Genomic DNA, 19,414 nt, shown 5'->3' on the forward strand with positions numbered 1-19,414 from the left:
CAAGCGCCTCACTTTGCGTCAATTTCCATCACATCGGGCAATTCTGCACCGCAGCGGCATTCCACTCTGGAAGCCAGTTTGGAATCGTTATAAACAGCGCCGGAACCAGATTTACCAAAGGACGAATCCATGCAAACCGGCCAGAAACTGCCCAACGTCACCTTCCGCACCCGTGTTCGCGACGAGTCGATCGAAGGTCCGAACCCCTTCCGCTGGCAGAACATGTCTTCGGACGACTATTTTGCTGGCAAACGTGTGATCCTGTTCTCGCTGCCCGGCGCTTTCACCCCGACTTGCTCGACCTACCAGCTGCCCGGTTTTGAAGACAACTTCGCCAAGTTCAACGAGCTGGGCATCGAAGAAATCTACTGCATGTCGGTGAACGACAGCTTTGTAATGAACAAATGGGCCGAAGCCCAGGGCATCAAAAACGTCAAAGTGATCCCCGATGGTTCGGGCGAATTCACCCGCAAGACCGGCATGCTGGTGGCCAAGGACAACCTCGGCTTCGGCATGCGCTCCTGGCGCTATGCTGCCATCATCAACAACGGTGTTGTGGAAGCCTGGTTCGAAGAGCCCGGCCTCAGCGACAACCACGGCGAAGACCCCTACGGCGAAAGCTCGCCCGAGAACCTGCTGAAGTACCTGGAAACCGCAGGTGCCGAGGTTGCGGCGGAGTAAGTCGCCCCTTCATTGAGAATTTTGGAAACCCCGTGGCCCAGCCGCGGGTTTTCGTTTGTGGGGCGGTTGGATTTGGATATTTGCACCAAGAAGAAGGTCCAGTTGCGCCCCTGCGGCGCCCTTGCGCTGGATCATGGCAAGGTGTGCTGCGGGGTGGCAAAGTTGAGGCTGGAGGGCCCCATGCAGCTGTCGCTACACACATCCCTGAAACAGATCATTTATGGCGGCAATGACGGCATTGTCACCACTTTTGCCATTGTGGCCGGTTTTGCCGGTGCGCAGGTCGATGGCATGGCCGAGATCGGCGCTGCGGCGGTGGTGTTGTTTGGTCTGGCAAACCTGATGGCAGACGCATTGTCGATGGGGATGGGAGAGTTTCTATCGGCCCGCTCGCAGCATCAACTCTACTGGCGCGATCTGCGCGAAGCGGAAGATGGCGTGCACGATAACCCGGCTGCGGCAACCCGCAGCTTGGCGCGGAGATTTGAGCAACAGGGATTGGATCCTGAGGCCGCACGGACAGCCGCAACGGCGTTCAGCCACCATCCGCCACTGGTGGCGCGCCATCTGCTAGAGGCGCGGGGCGCATCGATGCCGGATCAGGAGCACCCGGCCCTGAACGGGGCGGTCACCTTTCTGGCCTTTGTCATTTTTGGTCTGCTACCGATCCTGCCCTACCTTCTGGCGCTGCCTGCACCGTTGCAATGGCCGCTGGCGATCAGCAACACCGCCTTGGCCCTTTTGCTGTTGGGGATGTTGCGGGTGAAAGCCACGGCCGAGCCTTTTCGGCGCGCTGTGGGGGAAACGCTTGGGGTTGGTGGGCTCTGTGCTTTTGTGGCCTTTGGCGTTGGCTGGATGGTTGGCGGCTAGTAGATCATGGCCGTGGTTGTGCCGGCCTCTTCGTAATGGCGTTTCAACCGTTGCAATGCGATCCGCAAGACAATCTTGCCCGAGCGTGCTGACCAGCCCATGCGTTTTTCCGCGGTCTCCAGCCCTTCCAGATAACAACAGCAGCGCAGGCAGACATCGGCCAGACCGGGGCCAAGATCCTGCAGGGCCGCCGCCATCCGCTGTTGCGCTGCACTGGAGCCCAGCACCGGCGCTTGCAACAAGGATTGCAGGTCAAAATGTACAACACTGTCTGGCCCGGCCTGCCCGGCGATCCGCGCCAATTCAAAATCTTCTCGCAGCCTCTCGCCTGCGCGCACCAGATCCGGATGCAGGAACAGATGCCCCGATTTGTCCCGCCGTCTGGCCAGCAGCGCCAAGGGGGTTTCGCCCACGGGCGGGCGTTTCTGCGCGCTTTCGGCGTAGCTGAAGCCGGCAGCGGCTTCTGCAAAGCCTGTGACGCTGCCGTCGCCTGTGGGCCGCAGAACAGCGCGGCCACTGTCGCTGATCTGATAGCGCGAGATGCGTCCGGGCCGGTCACAGCCAATCCAGCCCTGCAGGGCCAGGGCTTCGGCAAGCGCGCGGTCCACCACCGCCTGACGTTTTGCGCCCCCCCCGGTTTCGACCACAACAACGGCCTTTTCCATATCCACCGCCACGGCCAGAACCGCGCCTTCGGCCTCAAGATCCCGCAGCACAGGCAGCGCTCGTGTTTCCAAACTGTTGTCGGCAGGCTCCGAGCGAACAAAGGCGGACTGGGTCATGGTTGGGCGCTCCTTCTGTGTCTGGCACAAGGTCCCGTCCGCGGACAGCGCATGTCGCCCCAGCCGTCGCAGAGCCAGATCCACAAGCTGATCATCGCGCCGCCTCTCCAGTTTGCGGATCCGCCGCATCACCATGGAGGCATGGCAGCCCATCTGCTGCGCCAGATGCCGCATCGAGACCCCGTGTTCGATATGGGCCAGATAGAGCTGTGCATCCTGTGGCACCCAGCCGGGCATTGGCGCGGGCGGCGACGCTGTCTGGGTTGCTGTGGCCTGCGCTGCTGTCACCGATTCATCCTGTGTCACTGTTCTTTACACGTCAGGGCGTCCTCCCTGGCTCCACGACCACCCCCGAAAGCATCCACAACCTAGGAGGGACTTCGTTAAGCATGGGTTAACGATCACCTTGCCCGTTCATCTTTGTCTCCAAATCGTAAACAGCGATGCAATCCTCCGTACGGTGCATTGCGGCAACGCAACACCCTTCTGAGCTGTGATAGCGAAGGGTCGGTTCAAGCAGGTCAATCTGCAATCAAAATGCCCAAGAAGGAGAGATAAGCGGCTGATATATTGGAGACATTGCAAAATCTGAAACGGCCCGGCCTGTTGCTGAGGGCAGCGCGTCATGGGCTGGCAGACTATCGACGTGAGGTGCATTTGCGCCGTCTGCTGATCGATGCGCCACAACATCCCTCTGCCTGTCTGGCGCAACTGTTGCGGCTGGAGGCCCGGCAAGATGATGCCCGCCGCTGTGCCGGTGCAGATTACCGGGTGGCCGAACATGTCCAGACCCTGATCGCGATCATGGCGGAGGCCCGTCACCTGCGGCTGACGCAGCGCCCAGCCGCGGCTGGTGCTCTGGCGCAGACAAAACGGGCGCATGCCTTGCAGCACACGCTCGCTTAGACTGAACTGGCCAAACCGATTTAGCCGATTTCGTCCGGCATCGAGGCTTTGCGTTCGGTGACAAAGGCCGCCAGCGCTTCGTTGACAGACGGGTCCATCACCGGTTGCTGGTAATCCGCCAGCAGCTTCTCCACCCGGGCGCCCGCCAACGCCATTGTGTCGCGGCTGCCTTCTTCGGCCCAGGTTTCAAACGGTTTGTAATCCAACAGATCCGAACGCCAGAAAGCGGTTTTGAAGTTGGCCTGGGTATGGGCGCAGCCAAGGTAGTGCCCGCCTGGGCCCACTTCGCGGATCGCATCCATCGCCTGCGCGTTGGCATCGATCGAGACCCCTTCGGCCATCTTGTGCAGGGTGCCCAGCTGGTCGGCGTCCATGACAAACTTCTCGTACGAAGCGGCCAGACCACCCTCCATCCAGCCACAGGCGTGCAGCATGAAGTTCACACCCGACAGCAGGCCCATGTTCAGGCTGTTGGCGGTTTCATATGCGGCCTGCGCGTCCGGCAGTTTGGAGCCGTTGAACGAGCCGGCCGAACGATACGGCAGGCCCAGACGTCGGGCCAGCTGGCCGGCGCCATAGGTGATCTGGCTGGCCTCGGGTGTGCCAAAGGTCGGCGCGCCCGAGTTCATGTCGATCGAAGTCACAAAAGCCCCCATGATCACCGGGGCCCCTTTGCGGATCAGCTGGCTATAGGCGATGCCGGCCAAGGCTTCGGCCAGAACCTGCGTCAGCGTGCCCGCCACGGAAACCGGCGCCATCGCGCCGCCCACGATGAAGGGTGAAATGATACAGGCCTGATTGTTCTGCGCATAAACCTCTAGCGCGCCCATCATCACATCGTCGAAGGTCATCGGCGAGTTGATGTTGATGAGTGAGGTCATCACGGTGTTTTCCTGCACGAAATCCTTGCCGAACAGGATGTTACACATGTCCACACTGTCCTGCGCCCGGCTGGGTTCAGTGACCGACCCCATGAAAGGCTTGTCCGACAGGGTCATATGAGCGTGCAGCATGTCGAGGTGACGTTTGTTGACCGCCACATCGGTCGGCTCGCAAACGGTGCCGCCGGAATGGTGCAGCCATTTGGACATATAGCCCAGCTTCACGAAGTTGCGGAAATCCTCCATCGTGGCGTAGCGACGGCCACCTTTCATGTCATGCACAAAGGGCGGGCCGTAGACCGGAGCCAGCACCAGATTTTTGCCACCAATCACCACGTTGCGTTCGGGATTGCGCGCGTGCTGGGTAAACTCCGACGGCGCGGTTGCACAGAGCTGTCGCGCCAAACCTTTGGGGATGCGGACCCGTTCGCCCTGCACATCTGCGCCCGCCTCGCGCCAGCGGTCCAGTGCGGCGGGGTTGTTGACGAAGTTGACGCCAACCTCTTCCAGAATGATCTCGGCGTTGGTCTCGATGATCTCCAGAGCTTCTTCGGTCAGGATCTCAAAATTGGGAATATTACGCTCGATGTATTTGGCGGTCTCAAAAGACACGGCCGACCGTTCGGCCCGGCGCGCGGCCCCACCGCCACCACGGCCACGACGGCCCCGTTTTGCTTCGGCTGCTCCGGTTTCAGACATGTTCAATCCTCCTGTCGCGGCAATGGACGCGCTGTTTGTCTGATATTTACCCCAGCGCCAAGGGTCACCGCGTGGGTTTTGCGGCCTTTGAGGGGCAATTGCGACATTTGGTGTCGCGGCAGGCAGGCTGTGGCGGCTTTCAGGAGGCCGCACCAAACTGGCCCGCAAAGTTGGACAGAGAAATTGGACAGCAATATTGGACAGTGGCCCCACCCCATGCAATGCTGGGCAACACAGAGAAGGCGGAGGTGTTTGATGGCACAGGAAATTCCGAAATCTCCCGAGGCCGATCCGGCGGTTCTGTCGCCAACCTCCCCTGACGGCGCAGAGCGCAAATCCCTGACGCCCTGCGAAATCACCGCCGTGGCGCATCTCTACCGGGCCGAGGTTTACCGTTCGACAATCTGGCGCACCCGTCTGGACACCACCACAAACTGGGCCGTTGTGACCCTTGGTGTGGCGCTTTCGATCACCTTTTCCTCGCCCGAAGCCTCGCCGCTGCCGCTGGTTTTGGTTGGAGTGTTGATCATCCTGTTTCTGGCGCTGGCGGCCCGTCGCTACCGCTATTTCAACGTCTGGCGCGCCCGCGCCCGCTGGCTGGAAACCCATTTCTACGCACCGATGCTGGATGAAGGTGACTTGCATCTGGAAGAGAACTGGCAGAAAACCCTGGCCAAAGACTACATCACACCCGCCTATCACATCCCCTTCATCACTGCGGTCGGGCGCCGGATCCGGCACAATTATCTGTGGATCCTGCTGATCCAGAGCCTCGCCTACGCTGGCAAGGTGATGGTGCATCCCTTCCCGATCACCCGGTGGGAACAGGCCACCAAACGCACCGACATCGGCCCCATTCCGGGCGAGCTGGTGATGCTGATGGGGGTGCTTTATGTGCTGTCCTGGGTGGCGATTTCTTTCTGGTCTTATCAAGATGACATCAACCGCGGCGAGCGGCGCGGCTCGCCCAAGTCGGATTCCATGGGGTGAAACGCAGATCCCCTCTTGCCACTTTGGATTTGCTTGCCTACTAGGCGACCATGACCCAGACATCTCATGACCGCCTTCTCATCATCGACTTCGGCAGCCAGGTCACGCAGCTGATTGCACGGCGCCTGCGCGAGTTGAACGTCTATTGCGAAATCCACCCCTACCAGAATGTCACCATTGACTTTGTGCGCGACATGGCGCCGAAGGCTGTGATCTTCTCGGGCGGGCCCGACAGCGTCACCCGCGAGGGCAGCCCACGTGCGCCTGAAGGGATCTTTGACCTTGGCGTGCCAATCCTTGGCATCTGCTATGGCCAGCAGGTGATGATGCACCAGCTGGGCGGCAAGGTCGAAAGTGGCCACGGTACCGCCGAATTTGGCCGCGCCTTTGTCACCCCTGCGGGCAAGCTGGACATCCTGGACGGCTGGTTTGCGGACGGCGACGAACAGGTCTGGATGAGCCACGGCGATCACGTCAGCGAAATTGCTCCGGGGTTTGAGGTCTACGGCACCTCCCCCAACGCACCTTACGCCATCACCGCCGACACCAGCCGCCATTTCTACGCGGTTCAGTTCCACCCCGAGGTGCACCACACCCCGAAAGGCGCGAAACTGTACGAGAACTTCGTAAAACTGGCGGGTTTCGCAGGCGACTGGACGATGGGCGCCTACCGCGAAGAGATGATTGCCAAGATCCGTGAACAGGTGGGTGACAAACAGGTCATCTGCGGCCTGTCGGGCGGCGTTGACAGCTCGGTCACCGCGATCCTGCTGCATGAGGCGATTGGTGATCAGCTGACCTGTGTGTTTGTTGACCACGGTCTGCTGCGCAAGAATGAGGCCGCCGAAGTGGTGGCCATGTTCCGCGACAACTACAACATCAACCTGATTGCCGCCGATGAGAGCGATCTGTTCCTTGGCGAGCTGGAAGGTGTTAGCGACCCTGAGGTCAAACGCAAAACCATCGGCAAGCTGTTTATCGATGTGTTCCAGAAATACGCCGACACCATCGAAGGGGCTGAATTCCTGGCGCAGGGCACCCTGTACCCGGACGTGATTGAATCGGTTTCCTTCTCGGGCGGGCCTTCGGTCACCATCAAATCGCACCACAACGTGGGTGGCCTGCCAGAAAAGATGGGCCTGAAACTGGTGGAGCCGCTGCGCGAGCTGTTCAAGGATGAGGTCCGCGCATTGGGCCGTGAACTGGGTCTGCCGGCGAGTTTCATTGGCCGCCACCCCTTCCCCGGACCGGGTCTGGCAATCCGTTGCCCAGGTGAGATCACCCGCGAAAAGCTGGCGATCCTGCAAGAGGCTGATGCGGTTTACATCGATCAGATCCGCAAACACGGGCTCTACGATGAGATCTGGCAAGCCTTTGCAGCCATCCTGCCGATGCGCACCGTTGGTGTGATGGGCGATGGCCGCACCTACGACTATGCCGTGGGTCTGCGGGCGGTGACCTCGGTGGATGGGATGACGGCGGATTACTATCCGTTCAGCCACGAATTCCTTGGCGAAACCATGACCCGTATCATCAATGAGGTGAAGGGCGTGAACCGCGTGTTCTACGACGTCACCTCTAAGCCGCCGGGCACCATCGAATTGGAATAATTTCTCGCTCATTGAGGCGGGTTTCAGCGGCGGCTCCCCACGGGGCCGCCGTTTTCTTTTGTCTGGACATTGGACGAGCGTCTTTGGGCTTGTGGCGCCGCGCATTTCCGTCAAAGCTCCGGCAAAAGGGAGAGAGATATGAGCCACCGCATCCGCCTGACCGGCGCCATGATCTGCACCGCGGACCGTCTGGCGGCTGTGCGTGCCGCCCTGCCCGAACATGTCCGACTGACCCGGCTGGAACCCGGCTGCCTCTCCTTTGAAGTGACCGAAGCCCCAGGTGGCCGGTTTGAGGTGAATGAACTGTTTGCTGATCGCGCCGCATTTGACGCCCATCAGGCCCGCGGTGGCGCCAGCGTCTGGGCCGAGGTGACCCGGGGCCTGCCCCGCGACTACCAGATCACCGAAGAGGCCACCCCGTCATGAACCAGACCTTTTTGGCGGCGCTCTGGATGACCGGGGCGATTGTCTCGTTCACCTCGATGGCGATTGCCGGACGCGCGATTTCCTTTGAGCTCGACACCTTTGAAATCATGATGTTCCGCAGCTTTATCGGGCTGGCAGTTGTGGTCACGGTGGCGACCGTCACCGGTCACCTGAAAGAGGTCAACACCCGCAATCTGGGGCTGCATGGAATCCGCAACCTCAGCCATTTCGCGGGGCAAAACCTGTGGTTCTATGCCCTCACCGTGATCCCGCTGGCGCAGGTCTTTGCGCTGGAATTTACCTCGCCGCTCTGGGCGATTGCGCTTTCGGCGCTTGTGCTGGGCGAGCGGATCACCCGCACCCGCGGGCTGGCAGCGCTCTTGGGGTTCATTGGCATCCTGATTGTGGCCCGTCCCACACCCGACTCCGTCAACATCGGCCAGCTGACCGCCGCCTTGGCGGCGATCGGATTTGCCGGTTCCGCCATCTTCACCCGCAAGTTGACGCGCACGGAAACCATCACCTGCATCCTCTTCTATCTCACGCTGATGCAAGCTGCCTTTGGCATCATTGCGGCTGGTTATGACGGGGACATCACCCTGCCCTCAACCAGTTCACTGCCCTGGCTGGTGCTCATTGCTCTGGCCGGGCTGGTGGCCCATTTCTGCCTGACCACAGCGCTGAAACTGGCCCCAGCCACGGTGGTGATGCCCATCGACTTTGTCCGCCTGCCGCTGATCGCTGTTGTCGGGATGCTGCTTTATGCCGAGCCTCTAGACCCATGGGTTTTGCTGGGCGCCGGTGTCATCTTTGCCGCCAACTACCTGAACATCCGTGCAGAAGTGCCACGCAACCAACAATAGATTCGCTGCCCCCTTCCCAGCACAAATGCGACAAGTTTACGCTGGGGCGGCGTTGACAGGCGAAAACCCGCTTGGATATGCCAAAGACAGACACAAGAATGTGAAGGGGAGGACTTCATGCAGCGTTATTTGGTAGGGGCCGCTGTTCTGGCTCTGACGGCAGGAACTGCACAGGCGGGCGGCATTGACCGTTCGGGCCAAGGCATTGGCTTTATGTTTGAAGAAGGCAACGTGGTTGAGCTGACCTTTGGCTCGGTCAGCCCGAGCGTTTCGGGTGTGGCAGCACCTGCCCTTGGCAGCACGCTGTCGGGCGACATGTCGCCGACTTACTCGCTGTTCAGCGTGGCCTATAAGCAGCAATTCACCGATCAGTTCTCGTTCGGCATCATGATGGATCAGCCTTTCGGCGCTGATGTGAACTATGCGACCGGTACAGGCTACCCCTTTGCAGGCGCCACCGCTTCGGTTGACTCCAACGCTCTGACCGCCATTGGTCGCTATGAGATCAACGAGAACTTCAGCGTCCATGCCGGTCTGCGGGCTGTGCAGACCAAAGGTCAGGTGAACAACCTGCCGATTTCGCTGCCCGGCATCTACAACATGAGCACCGACACCCAGACCGACTACGGTTATCTGGTTGGTGTGGCCTATGAGATCCCGGACATCGCGCTGCGTGCGGCGCTGACCTACAACTCCGAGGTCACCCATAACCTGAACCTCACCGAAGCGATTACCACGGGTCTGGGCACCTCGACCTTCTCGACCCAGATGACCACCGTGATGCCGCAATCGGTGAACCTGGACTTCCAGACCGGTATTGCAGCCGATACCCTACTGATGGCGTCGGTCCGCTGGGTTGACTGGGGTGTCTTCGACATCACCCCCGCCGCACTGGGTGCCGCGCTGGTTGATTATGACAGCTCTACCACCACCTACTCGCTGGGTGTGGGACGCAAGTTCAACGACATGCTGTCCGGCTCGGTCTCTGTTGGCTATGAGAAACCCGGCGGCGATCCGGTTGGCAACCTGGGCCCGACCGACGGCAACACCTCGCTGGGCGTCGCCATGAAGTACAGCCTGAATGACAGTACCTCGGTGTCCGCAGGTGTGCGCCATATCTGGATCGGTGACGCAACCACCTCGACCATCGGTTCGACCTTTGCCGACAACACCGGCTGGGCCGCTGGGCTGAAGCTGAGCCACAGCTTCTAAAGACTGGTGAAGAAACAGGAAACGCTGGGCAGTTCTGCAAAACTGCCCGGCTTTTCTATGCCCGCCCGTCAGAGGATCAGAGCAGACACAGAGTGGACACAGGCCGCTAGATCTTCTCCGACATTTTCAGCCGCGCATTCAGCGCCTGCTGATAGGCCTGTTTGGAGGCCACATCCTCACGCGCACGTTTGGCGTAGTAAATAAAGCCCAATGCGCGGCGCGATCGGGTTTTCGAGGTATTGGCGCCTGCCCAATGAACGGTCTTGGCGTGATGCATCAGGAAGGTGCCCGCCGGCCCCGGAAAACTGACCGTCGCGGCCTGATCCTCGGGTGTTCCAAAATCTCGCATCCCTTGCGAAAATCCTAACACTCCGCTTTGCCCATGGTCGCGAAACCCTACCTTGTGGGAGCCGCGCAGATAGTGGATGCAGCCGTTTTCATGATCGACATCTTCTAGCGCCAACCAACCGGTTACCGCCTCGCACGGGTCGAGATGAAAAAACACGCCATCCTGATGCGGTGGCGTCGGCTGACCAATCCCCGCCGGCTTGTTGAAGTACTGCATATTCACCGGCACCACCTCATCCTGCAGCACCTCTTCGGCGATGCGACGTGCCGGGCCGTGCAGCATCATATCCTGGAAGTAACTGTCGTATTGATAGATTTTCTGCAGCTGTTTCAGCGTGTTGGGGTCGTTCTTGTCTTCGTAGTACACCTCAGAGGGCGGCATTGACGGAACCTGCTCCACGATAAAGTCTGTCAGCTTGTGGGTGATCTCATCGATCTCATCAGCGCTATAAAACGCATCGACATGAACATAGCCATCCCGATTGAAATCGTTCCGAAGGGTGGCGCTGTGTGGATTGGGATCAAAAGGCATTTTCGGCGGCTCCGTCAGCTGTGTGTGAGGCTTCTGACGATACTTTTCACGGGCAGACCCCATTTTCCAATTGCCCAAATCGGTCCAAAAATATGAATATCGATTTCATGGTGCAATCCAATCTTCACATCCTTCGGCTCGACCGTGGCCGCTTCGATCACCGTTTCGCGGTCGGGCCTGCCCGTTGGCCGTTCTGGGATCTGCTCTGGGTCCATAGCGGCACCCTAACGCTAGAAATCGCCGGTATTTCGCAGGAGATTACAGCTCCTGCTGGCATCTTGATCGCGCCAAACACAGCTTTTCACGGGCAGGCAAAACCCACCGCAGAGGCTTCAATTTGCCACTTCACATGGCATCATCCGGACATTTCTGCAGCACAAAGCTACGCCCTGCCCAACCTTTTGCACGGCGCGGATCTACAAAGCCTGGTGACGCTTCTGCAGACGTACGGCAAGCGCGGTGTGGACCACGGAATGCGGGCCAATCTGTTGCAGGTCATACTGGACGGTTTCCAACCTGCGCCGGATCCAGCACCAGTAAGCCGCATTGATCAGGCCTGGCATGAGGCGGCAGAAAAACTGCAAGGGATACGCGGCTTGGTCGATGTTGCCGCCCTTGTCGGACTGTCTGAAAGCACCTTTCGGGCCGAACACCGCGCGCAGCATCAACGCCCAGCGGGCCAACATTTACAAAGGTTAAGGCTGCGGCGAGCAGAACAGCTGCTGCTCACCAGTGGCATGACGCTGCCCGAAGTGGCGGAAGCCGTCGGGTTCGCCCATGCCGAGAGCCTCTCGGCTGCCTTTTCCAAACGCTACGGGCTGCCCCCGGGTCGCTATCGCCGCCGCAAGCAAAGGATGGCGTAGAGGCCTGTGTCGACGCCGAACATTATGCAGCTCCGGCGGTGCGCAAGACACAGCGAAATCCAAGGTGATTTGTTGCCGATCGCGCTTCTTGCGGGCTGCGCGCGGTCGCACGGTAGCGGCGACAATAACTGGGTGCGCAGAGGAAAGAGCCACCTTTAACCACATAGGTTTCCCCCGCTGCAACAGCGCGCGCGGGGGTGCAGCAGGCATGGTTTTCAGCATGAGAGCCAAAGCGCGAAGCCGTCCACTCCCAAACGTTCCCGATCATATTGTAAAGCCCATAGGCATTGGCGCGCCCTGCGCGTGCGGACCAGCTCAGAACGTCACCTTTGTGATTGTTTAAAAAGGGAAAGTCTCCCTGCCAGGTATTTGCAATCACCTGACCCTCAGGCATCAATTCATCCCCCCAAGGCCAGGCAGTTGCCACCCCGGATCGGGCCGCAAACTCCCATTCCTTTTCTGTCGGTAGCGCCTTGCCTGCCCACTGGGCATAGGCCGATGCATCAGCGTGGGAGACCTGTACAACAGGGTGATCCCACCGCCCCCGCAAGGTCGAACCAGATCCTTCGGGGGCGGCCCAATACGCACCGGGCACAAACCGCCACCATTGGCGAAAATCATGCAATGGCACGGGCCCGTCGGTCTTGGTAAAGACTAATCCGCCAGGCAAATACGCCTCTGGCGGTAGGTCTGGTGCGAGGGCTGGATCAAGCGATCGTTCTGCTTCGGTGACATAGCCCGTGGCCCGCACAAATGCTGCGAATTCGGCATTGGTGACGGTGCCTACATCCATCGCAAAGGGCCGGACCGAGGTGGTAAACGCGGGCGCCTCTTCCGGGTAATGATGGTTACTGCCCATCACAAATTCGCCGCCACGCAGCGGCACCATTCCAGCAATTTCAACGCCAGCGTCGTTCATTCCCACCCCTGGACAAAGCCACGATCACCTTCGATCACCCCCAGGTCAGACTTCAGGTTCGCGCAGTCTTCCACAAAGGCCTCAAGCTTGGCTTTTAAGGCCTCGAACTCCGTGTCGAGGGGCGGCATACCTTCATTGGTGAGGTTGTGCAGCTCTTTAGGGTCACAGGCCAGATCATAGGCTTCATCACCATTGTCGGGATCACAGATATAGGCCCGATCCTTGGTGCGAACAGTGTGGGTGAGGCTGGCATGGCGGCCGGATTCTGGCATGCCTGAGGGCCAGCTAGTGCCGATAAAACCGTGGTAGTCGCCGATCTGTGCAAAGACCGAATCCCGCAATGGCTCGGCGTGACCGCCACGGACCCAGGGCAGCAGCGAATGCCCCTGATTGCGCGGCGCGGTGACACCGGCCATGTCAAGGATGGTCGGGAACAGATCCACGGTGCTGACCAGATCCTCAATCCGCCGTGGCCCGGGCTCCCCCGCGCCTTTCGGCGGCACAATCACCATCGGGACATGCAGCAGGCAGCCATATAGGGATTCCGATTTGTTAAAGAGCCCCTTCTCACCGGTATAGTCACCATGATCCGAGCCGAGGATGATCCAGGTGTTCTCAAGCAGCCCTTTTTCTTCCAAAGCGCTGTGCAGGCGGGACATCTCATCGTCGATATAGCGGATCATGCCGTAGTAGACCGCCAGCACTTTGCGAAAATCCGCCTCCGAGCCCAGTGCGGTGCCAACATCTTTGCGCGCTTTGGCCTGCCACGCCGGCAGATCATTCGGATCCCCCGCCTCAGGCAGGGTCAGACTGTCGGGATCATACATCGTGTCATAGGGGCGCGGCACAAAATAGGGCGGGTGCGGATCGTCATAGGCCAGATGCAGAAAAAACGGGCGGCCCGAGGCCTCGGCCTGGTCGAGCATACGCAGGGCGCGGTCGGTCAGCAGCGCTGAGTTGCCCTCGGGTGCGTCGCACTCAATGGTGCCGGAGGACCAGGCAACGTCTTTGCGGCCGGATTTGATATGCGCGATCCAACTGTCAAACAGGGGGCCGCGTTCATGCATCGGGGCCTGTTCATGCCAGCCGCGGCAAAGGTTACGTTCGGGCTCATAATGTCCTAGCGCAGCGGTGTAGTACCCAGCCTGCTGCAACAGTTCCGCCAACTGCGGCACGTTGAAGGCCACGCGATTCTGGTGGCAGGTTGCCCCGTGGACCTGCGGAAACAGTCCGGTATGGACGGAGGCGCGCGATGGTGTGCAGATCGGGGCAGCGGAATAGGCGTGATCAAACACCCAGCCTGCGGCGGCCAGCTGATCGCAATAGGGCATTTCGATCTCATCATTGCCCATAAACGACATGGCCGCAGCTTTGGCCTGATCAAACATCAGGTAAACGATATTGGGCGCCGTTTCAGGCGCCCCTTTGGTCTGGTTGTTCTGTGGGGTCGAAGCGGTCATGGGGTCAGTCCAGCGCCTTGGCTGCACCGTTGCCCAGCGACAGGTTCACCGACTCCATCCATGCGTCGAGCTCCTTAGCCCCTGCGGCTGAAACAGGCGAGAACGGCGCGCGCACTGACCCAACCGGCACGCCCAGACGGTTCAGGCAGTGTTTCAGGCCCGGAACAACACCGGCCCGCAGCAGAATCGCGATGAAGTCATTGGCCATACGCTGTGCCCGGCGGGCACGGTCGACATCCCCGGCTGCAATCGCGGTTTCAACGGCCAAGTAAAGATCGCCGATCAGGTTATAGGTGGATCCGATGCCGCCATCTGCCCCGGCGGCGGCTGCGCCGATAAACATCTCATCGGTGCCGAAATAGAGCTTTTTCTCGGGCGCGGCCTTCTTCAACTCGCCAAACTGGAACAGATCCTGGGCGGTGTATTTCACCCCAGCGATGCGGGGATCTTCCATCAATTCCAACAGTTTCTCTGTCGACAGATCGGTGCCCGACAGCGCCGGAATATTGTAGATAATCAGCGGCAGACCGGAGGCATCGGCAATTGCGGTGTAATAGGCAACGATGTCCTCATAGCGGTGTTTATAGTAGTAGGGCGGCACGGCGGATACGGCGTCATAGCCTTTTTCACCTGCCAGTTCTGCCAGAGCCACAGCTTCGCGGGTCGAGGCGGCGCCAACATGGGCAATCAAGGTGGTTTTGCCCGCCGCATGGTCGGCCAGCGCGGTCAGAACCTCGGCCCGTTCTTCACGCGATTGCAGAACACTTTCGCCTGTAGAACCAGACGCATAGAGCCCGTGGACACCACGCGACAGGATATGGTCAACCAAAACGCCGACATTTTCCGGCGCCACATCCCCTTGGTCATTCATGGGGGTAAGCATGGCTGCAAAGACTGAACCGTTGATATTCATAGATTTTCCTTAGTTTTCACGGGGCCTTGGTTGCGAAACCCCCTTGGGATTCGCACCAAAATGCGTCATCATCTCCTTATTGGTGGGCCACAAATTATTTTTGGTCAACCAAAAAGAAAAAAGTAGACACCAAAATAGAATCGCGGCTAACCTTTGGCCACGAGGAGGACACAATGGCTGAAGACATGACGGCTACTGACATCGCAAATCACATTGCATCGGATGTGCATTCCGGCACCTATGCGGCCGGGGCCATGCTGCCCGCTGAAAGAGATTTGTGTGAACGCTTCGGCGTTGGCCGCAATGTTGTGCGTGAGGCCCTGACCATCCTGCATGGTCGTGGTCTTACCACTCAGGAAAAGGGCAAACGCCCCCGTGTTGTTGTTCCATCCCTGACGAAAGTCATGGAAGGGGTTGGCGAGACGGCTCAGTTCTTCTTCTCGGGGAGTGAAGGTTTGGCACATCTGGAACAGGCCCGCCTGTTTCTGGAAACCAGCATGCTGCGCTACACAACGGTCCATGCAACCAATGCGCAGATTGCAAAAATGCTCGAAGCGATCGAGGCCTGTGAGGCAAATCTCGATAACGTCGAGGCCTTCCGCGATGCAGATGTTCAGTTTCACCGGGTCCTCGCTGAGGTGCCGGGAAACCCCATCTTTATCGCCCTGCACGACACTTTCGTTGAGAAATTGATGAAAAACCGTGCGGTTCTGCCGGACTTCCCCGACCGAAACCGCGCCAGCAACGCAGAACACCGGGCCATTGTCTCGGCGATTCTGGACAAGGACGCCGACAAGGCGGTCGAAACGCTGACGCGACATCTGACACGGAACTACGGCACCTACTTCCGGATCGCACTTGATGTCGGTCCTGAGGCAGGCGCCCGTCTGAAGTCTGCTATCCAGGAGGAGGAAGCATAATGAACAAGTTGTTTGGTATGGCCATTGCAGCCGCGGTCGGGATGACCTCGACCTTTGCCTATGCGGAACGGGCCAACCAGCTGTCCGACGAACGTGTGCGTCAGGCGATTGCCTATGCAATCGACATGGACACCATCGTCGACACCCTTTTTGAGGGCAAAGCGATTGTTGCGGATTCGATGATCCCCAACGGCAGCTTCAAGGCCGAAGGCCTGAACGCCTACGCCTATGACCCTGAAAAGGCCCGCGCGCTGCTGAAAGACGCAGGCTGGGATGACAGCCAGGTTCTGGACGTTGTTTATTACTACGGGGACCAGCTGACCGCTGACCTGATGGTCGCGATGCAGGCCTACCTGGGTGACGTGGGCATTCAGATGACCTACCGCAAGCTGGAAGGTGACGTGGGTGGCCAGCTGAGCGTTCTGCCAACCGCCGAAGACACTTCGGGCATCGAATGGGACATTGCCTATGGTGCAAAAGCGGCGCTGGCGCTGCAGGAGTACTATAATGGCTATAAATCCGGCTCCAGCTCCTACGTGCCCGGCGACGCGGATCGGGATGCGCTGATCCAGCGGATCAACGCCTCGGCGGATCCAGCCGTTCAGGCCGATGCGTTCAAAGACTTCGAGCGTTTTGAAAACACCAAACTGTCGGACATCCCGCTCTATTATCAGCAGCTGTTCATCTATGAATCAGCCCGCATGAGCCGCAACGGCGGCCAGTATGGCAACGACCAGTTCAACTACGACTGGGGCATTGCAAACTGGACAGTAGAACCGGACGCCAACGGCAAAGAGGTGCTTTACACCAACACCGCGCCGGCACAGTTCTTTGAACATCCCTGGTTGAACCCTGGCATCTATGTTTTCTCGAAAATCGGCCTAGACCGCCTGCTGACCGCAAATGGGTCGCTTGCGCCGACCGAAGGCCAGCTGGCCGAGGACTTCTCGGTGTCTGACGATGGTCTGACCATCACCTTCGATCTGAAGGACGGCCTGACCTGGCATGACGGTGCGCCGCTGACCTCTGAGGACGTGCTGTGGTCGATCGAGACCGCCAAAACCGTGCCCGGCATCAACGCTGTGTTCCAGTCGACCTTCGACGCGATCGAGAGCATGTCGGCAGAGGGTGACGTAATCACGCTGAACATGAGCCAGCTGGACCCGAACGTCTTCTTGACCTTCAGCCAGTTTGCGCCGCTGCCCAAGCACCTTCTGGACGGTGTGAACCCGGCCGAATTCCAGCAGCACCCCTACTGGCAGAACCCTGTTGGTTCCGGCCCGTATAAGATCGCCGAAGTGCAAATGAACGACTATGTGCGTTTTGTACCCTTCGCCGAGCACCATGGTGGTGAAGCCAACATCGACGAAATCGTCGCCTTCCCCAGCGGTGAAAACGACGGCAACGTTGTGACCAATGCCGCTTCGGGGCGTCTGGACTTTGGTTTCACCAAATCGGTGGCGGATGTGGCCTCGCTGGAAGCAATGGATCACATGAAGATCGTTCCGGCAGACATCCCCTACACCCGCTCGCTGCGCATCAACGCCTTCCCGAAGGCCGCCAGCAAGTAAGCACGCCTAAACGGACCCCACCTCGCAGCCCCTCACGGGGGGCTGCGAGACACTCTGACCAAGAGCACCCCTCATGCTGACATTTATTATCCGCAGGTTGCTGATCACCATCCCGATGATGCTGGTCATCAGTTTTCTTGTGTATCTGGGCCTTGAACTGACGCCCGGAGACGCCGTTTCCCATATGATCGATCCCGAAGCCGCTGCGCGGATGACGGAAGAACAATTTGCCGCCATGCGTGAAGCGCTGGGGCTGAACAAATCCTTCCTGGAACGTTACTGGATCTGGGTTACCAATGTTGTGCAGGGCAACTTCGGCCACTCGCTGTCGGGCGGTGTTGCGATCTCCACAATTGTGCTGGACCGCCTGCCCGCCACGCTGGAACTGTCGGTCTTTGCCTTGATCTTCTCGACCCTGATCGGCTGCGTATTGGGCACAAGCTCGGCCCTGCGTCGTGGCTCGGGCACGGACAACGCGCTCACCGTTGTTGGGATGCTGGGCGTGTCGATCCCCGAGTTCTTCTTTGGCCTTGTGGCCATCCTGATTTTCGCCCTGAACCTGGGCTGGCTGCCCGCCGGTGGCCGATTGCTGCCGGGCTATGAAACCATTTTCGACCGCCTGCCCCACATCGTGCTGCCGGGCATTGTGCTGTCGCTGATGATGACGGCGGGTGTAATGCGCTATGCGCGCTCGTCGATGCTGGACAGCCTCAGCCGAGAATTCATCCGCACCGCCCGCGCCAAAGGTCTGCCGGCCTGGCGCATCAACCTGATCCACGGTTTCCGTGTGGCCCTGACCCCGGTGGTGGTGCTGATCGGTTTCCGCCTGCCCACCCTGATCGGCGGCTCGGTCATCATTGAACAGGTCTTCCAATGGCCTGGCATCGGATCCGAGTTCATCGGCGCGGTGCGCGGATCGGACTACCCGCTGGTGATGATGATCGCGCTGCTATCGGTCTTTGCTGTGCTGATGGCCAGCCTGATCGTCGACGTGCTGACCGCCCTGATTGACCCACGTGTGCGACTGGGCTGAGGCGGAGGATAGAGACATGAAACAAACCGCTCTTGATAAGAAATTCGACAAGATCCGCGCGATGGAAGAGGCCGGGCAGCTGAAGCCCGCCAAAGGCAGCCGCGCCCTGCGCAAACTGATGGCGAACCGTCTGGCGATGGTGGGTCTGGTGATCTTCTCGGTGATCCTGCTGATGTCGATCTTTGCGCCCTTGCTGACCGCACATGATCCGCAGAAAATCAACCTGCGTGCCATGTTGCAGCCGCCCAGCTGGGACCATCTGATGGGCACCGACCGCACCGGCCGGGATGTCTTTGCCCGTATCCTTTACGGCGGCCGCATCTCGATCCTTGTCGGTCTTGGCTCTGCCCTGATGGCGGCGGTGATCGGCGTCGGGATTGGCTGTTACACCGGCTACAAAGGCGGCTGGATTGACACCGTTGCGTTGCGGATTTCCGAAATCTTCATGTCCTTCCCGCAGATCATTCTGGTGCTGCTCTTGGTGTCGATCGCGGGTCAAAGCCTGATGAACCTGATCATTATCTTTGTACTGACCGGCTGGGCGCCGATGTACCGAATGGCAAGGGCCAAGATGCTGTCCTTACGCGAAGAGGAATACGTGCAGGCGCTGCGCAGCTTCGGCGTGCCGACGGTCAAGATCTGCTACAAACATATCCTGCCCAACGCGCTAGGCCCGATCATGGTGAACATCACCTTGTCGACCGCCATGTTCATTCTGGCCGAAGCGGGACTCAGCTTCCTTGGGCTTGGCGTGCCGCTGTCGGTGCCGACCTGGGGCAACATCTTGAACGTGGCGCAGGATCTGCGTGTGCTGCAGAACAACTGGTGGCTCTGGCTGCCGGTGGGGAGCGTGATCTCGCTCTTTGTTCTGAGTGTGAATTTCATTGGTGACGGTCTGCGCGACTCCACCGATCCGACCTTGCAAGGGTAAGCGA

19 protein-coding genes are annotated in these 19,414 nt (G+C 59.5%); 13 read left to right on the top strand and 6 right to left on the bottom strand.

Translation table 11 applies throughout. The annotated features are described in order from the left end of the window. Window positions 1-129: 129 nt before the first annotated feature. Together SIC14_RS16810 and SIC14_RS16815 are read left to right on the top strand one after the other, a co-directional pair. Complete coding sequence (locus tag SIC14_RS16810; protein ID WP_412563058.1) at window positions 130-681, top strand: peroxiredoxin; 552 nt, start codon at window positions 130-132, stop codon at window positions 679-681. 180 nt (window positions 682-861) lie between these two features. Next, window positions 862-1,551, top strand: coding sequence for a VIT1/CCC1 transporter family protein (locus SIC14_RS16815; RefSeq protein ID WP_412563059.1), 690 nt, complete (start codon window positions 862-864; stop codon window positions 1,549-1,551). On the opposite strand, the gene SIC14_RS16820 is transcribed toward SIC14_RS16815, so the two are convergent. Then, on the bottom strand, window positions 1,548-2,621 hold the full coding sequence (locus SIC14_RS16820) for a DUF6456 domain-containing protein (protein WP_412563060.1): 1,074 nt from the start codon (window positions 2,619-2,621) through the stop codon (window positions 1,548-1,550). The genes SIC14_RS16815 and SIC14_RS16820 overlap by 4 nt on opposite strands. A 282-nt stretch (window positions 2,622-2,903) precedes the next feature. On the opposite strand from SIC14_RS16820, the gene SIC14_RS16825 reads away from it, so the two are divergent. Further along, the gene (locus SIC14_RS16825) at window positions 2,904-3,239 is read left to right on the top strand and encodes a DUF6477 family protein (protein WP_412563061.1); all 336 of its coding nucleotides are present in this window, start codon (window positions 2,904-2,906) and stop codon (window positions 3,237-3,239) included. A 20-nt stretch (window positions 3,240-3,259) separates the two neighbouring features. Here SIC14_RS16825 and SIC14_RS16830 read toward each other — a convergent pair whose 3' ends face one another. After that, on the bottom strand, window positions 3,260-4,819 hold the full coding sequence (locus tag SIC14_RS16830) for a trimethylamine methyltransferase family protein (RefSeq protein ID WP_412563062.1): 1,560 nt from the start codon (window positions 4,817-4,819) through the stop codon (window positions 3,260-3,262). Window positions 4,820-5,074: 255 nt separating this feature from the next. Here SIC14_RS16830 and SIC14_RS16835 point away from each other — a divergent pair, with 255 nt between their 5' ends. From SIC14_RS16835 to SIC14_RS16855, 5 genes are all read left to right on the top strand, one after another. Further along, a complete protein-coding gene (locus tag SIC14_RS16835; protein WP_412563063.1) occupies window positions 5,075-5,809 on the top strand; it encodes a DUF2270 domain-containing protein in 735 nt (244 codons plus the stop codon). A 50-nt stretch (window positions 5,810-5,859) separates the two neighbouring features. After that, the gene (guaA, locus tag SIC14_RS16840) at window positions 5,860-7,419 is read left to right on the top strand and encodes a glutamine-hydrolyzing GMP synthase (protein ID WP_412563064.1); all 1,560 of its coding nucleotides are present in this window, start codon (window positions 5,860-5,862) and stop codon (window positions 7,417-7,419) included. 138 nt (window positions 7,420-7,557) lie between these two features. After that, window positions 7,558-7,845 (top strand): putative quinol monooxygenase, encoded by a 288-nt coding sequence (locus tag SIC14_RS16845; RefSeq protein ID WP_412563065.1) that lies wholly within the window; start codon window positions 7,558-7,560, stop codon window positions 7,843-7,845. Beyond that, on the top strand, window positions 7,842-8,708 hold the full coding sequence (locus SIC14_RS16850) for a DMT family transporter (RefSeq protein ID WP_412563066.1): 867 nt from the start codon (window positions 7,842-7,844) through the stop codon (window positions 8,706-8,708). Before SIC14_RS16845 ends, SIC14_RS16850 begins: the two co-directional genes overlap by 4 nt. Before the next feature lie 117 nt (window positions 8,709-8,825). Beyond that, window positions 8,826-9,920 carry an OmpP1/FadL family transporter gene (locus tag SIC14_RS16855; protein ID WP_412563067.1) on the top strand — a complete coding sequence of 365 codons (1,095 nt, stop codon included), beginning with the start codon at window positions 8,826-8,828 and terminating at the stop codon, window positions 9,918-9,920. Between the two features lie 106 nt (window positions 9,921-10,026). Here SIC14_RS16855 and SIC14_RS16860 read toward each other — a convergent pair whose 3' ends face one another. Then, window positions 10,027-10,800: a phytanoyl-CoA dioxygenase family protein gene (locus SIC14_RS16860; RefSeq protein ID WP_412563068.1), complete on the bottom strand. Its 774-nt coding sequence runs from the start codon at window positions 10,798-10,800 to the stop codon at window positions 10,027-10,029. Between the two features lie 92 nt (window positions 10,801-10,892). On the opposite strand from SIC14_RS16860, the gene SIC14_RS16865 reads away from it, so the two are divergent. Further along, the gene (locus tag SIC14_RS16865) at window positions 10,893-11,663 is read left to right on the top strand and encodes a helix-turn-helix domain-containing protein (RefSeq protein ID WP_412563069.1); all 771 of its coding nucleotides are present in this window, start codon (window positions 10,893-10,895) and stop codon (window positions 11,661-11,663) included. Window positions 11,664-11,685: 22 nt separating this feature from the next. Here SIC14_RS16865 and SIC14_RS16870 read toward each other — a convergent pair whose 3' ends face one another. The 3 genes from SIC14_RS16870 to SIC14_RS16880 are packed head-to-tail and all read right to left on the bottom strand — an operon-like array spanning window position 11,686 to window position 14,955. Further along, window positions 11,686-12,582: a formylglycine-generating enzyme family protein gene (locus SIC14_RS16870; RefSeq protein WP_412563070.1), complete on the bottom strand. Its 897-nt coding sequence runs from the start codon at window positions 12,580-12,582 to the stop codon at window positions 11,686-11,688. Further along, entirely contained in the window at window positions 12,579-14,042 is a 1,464-nt protein-coding gene (locus SIC14_RS16875; protein WP_412563071.1) for a sulfatase-like hydrolase/transferase, read from the bottom strand. Before SIC14_RS16875 ends, SIC14_RS16870 begins: the two co-directional genes overlap by 4 nt. A 4-nt stretch (window positions 14,043-14,046) precedes the next feature. Next, window positions 14,047-14,955, bottom strand: coding sequence for an N-acetylneuraminate lyase (locus tag SIC14_RS16880; RefSeq protein ID WP_412563072.1), 909 nt, complete (start codon window positions 14,953-14,955; stop codon window positions 14,047-14,049). A gap of 173 nt (window positions 14,956-15,128) precedes the next feature. Between SIC14_RS16880 and SIC14_RS16885 the strand changes: the two genes are divergently transcribed. The 4 genes from SIC14_RS16885 to SIC14_RS16900 all read left to right on the top strand — a co-directional run bounded on the left by SIC14_RS16885 (window position 15,129) and on the right by SIC14_RS16900 (window position 19,410). Next, complete coding sequence (locus SIC14_RS16885; RefSeq protein ID WP_412563073.1) at window positions 15,129-15,875, top strand: FCD domain-containing protein; 747 nt, start codon at window positions 15,129-15,131, stop codon at window positions 15,873-15,875. After that, window positions 15,875-17,446: an ABC transporter substrate-binding protein gene (locus SIC14_RS16890; RefSeq protein ID WP_412563074.1), complete on the top strand. Its 1,572-nt coding sequence runs from the start codon at window positions 15,875-15,877 to the stop codon at window positions 17,444-17,446. Before SIC14_RS16885 ends, SIC14_RS16890 begins: the two co-directional genes overlap by 1 nt. Before the next feature lie 73 nt (window positions 17,447-17,519). Next, window positions 17,520-18,479, top strand: coding sequence for an ABC transporter permease (locus SIC14_RS16895; RefSeq protein WP_412563075.1), 960 nt, complete (start codon window positions 17,520-17,522; stop codon window positions 18,477-18,479). 16 nt (window positions 18,480-18,495) lie between these two features. After that, a complete protein-coding gene (locus SIC14_RS16900) occupies window positions 18,496-19,410 on the top strand; it encodes an ABC transporter permease (protein WP_412563076.1) in 915 nt (304 codons plus the stop codon). The last annotated feature ends 4 nt before the right edge of the window (window positions 19,411-19,414 follow it).

Origin of the sequence: Thalassobius sp. MITS945101, assembly GCF_047123305.1 — a bacterium.
In the GTDB taxonomy this organism is placed as follows: domain Bacteria; phylum Pseudomonadota; class Alphaproteobacteria; order Rhodobacterales; family Rhodobacteraceae; genus Thalassobius.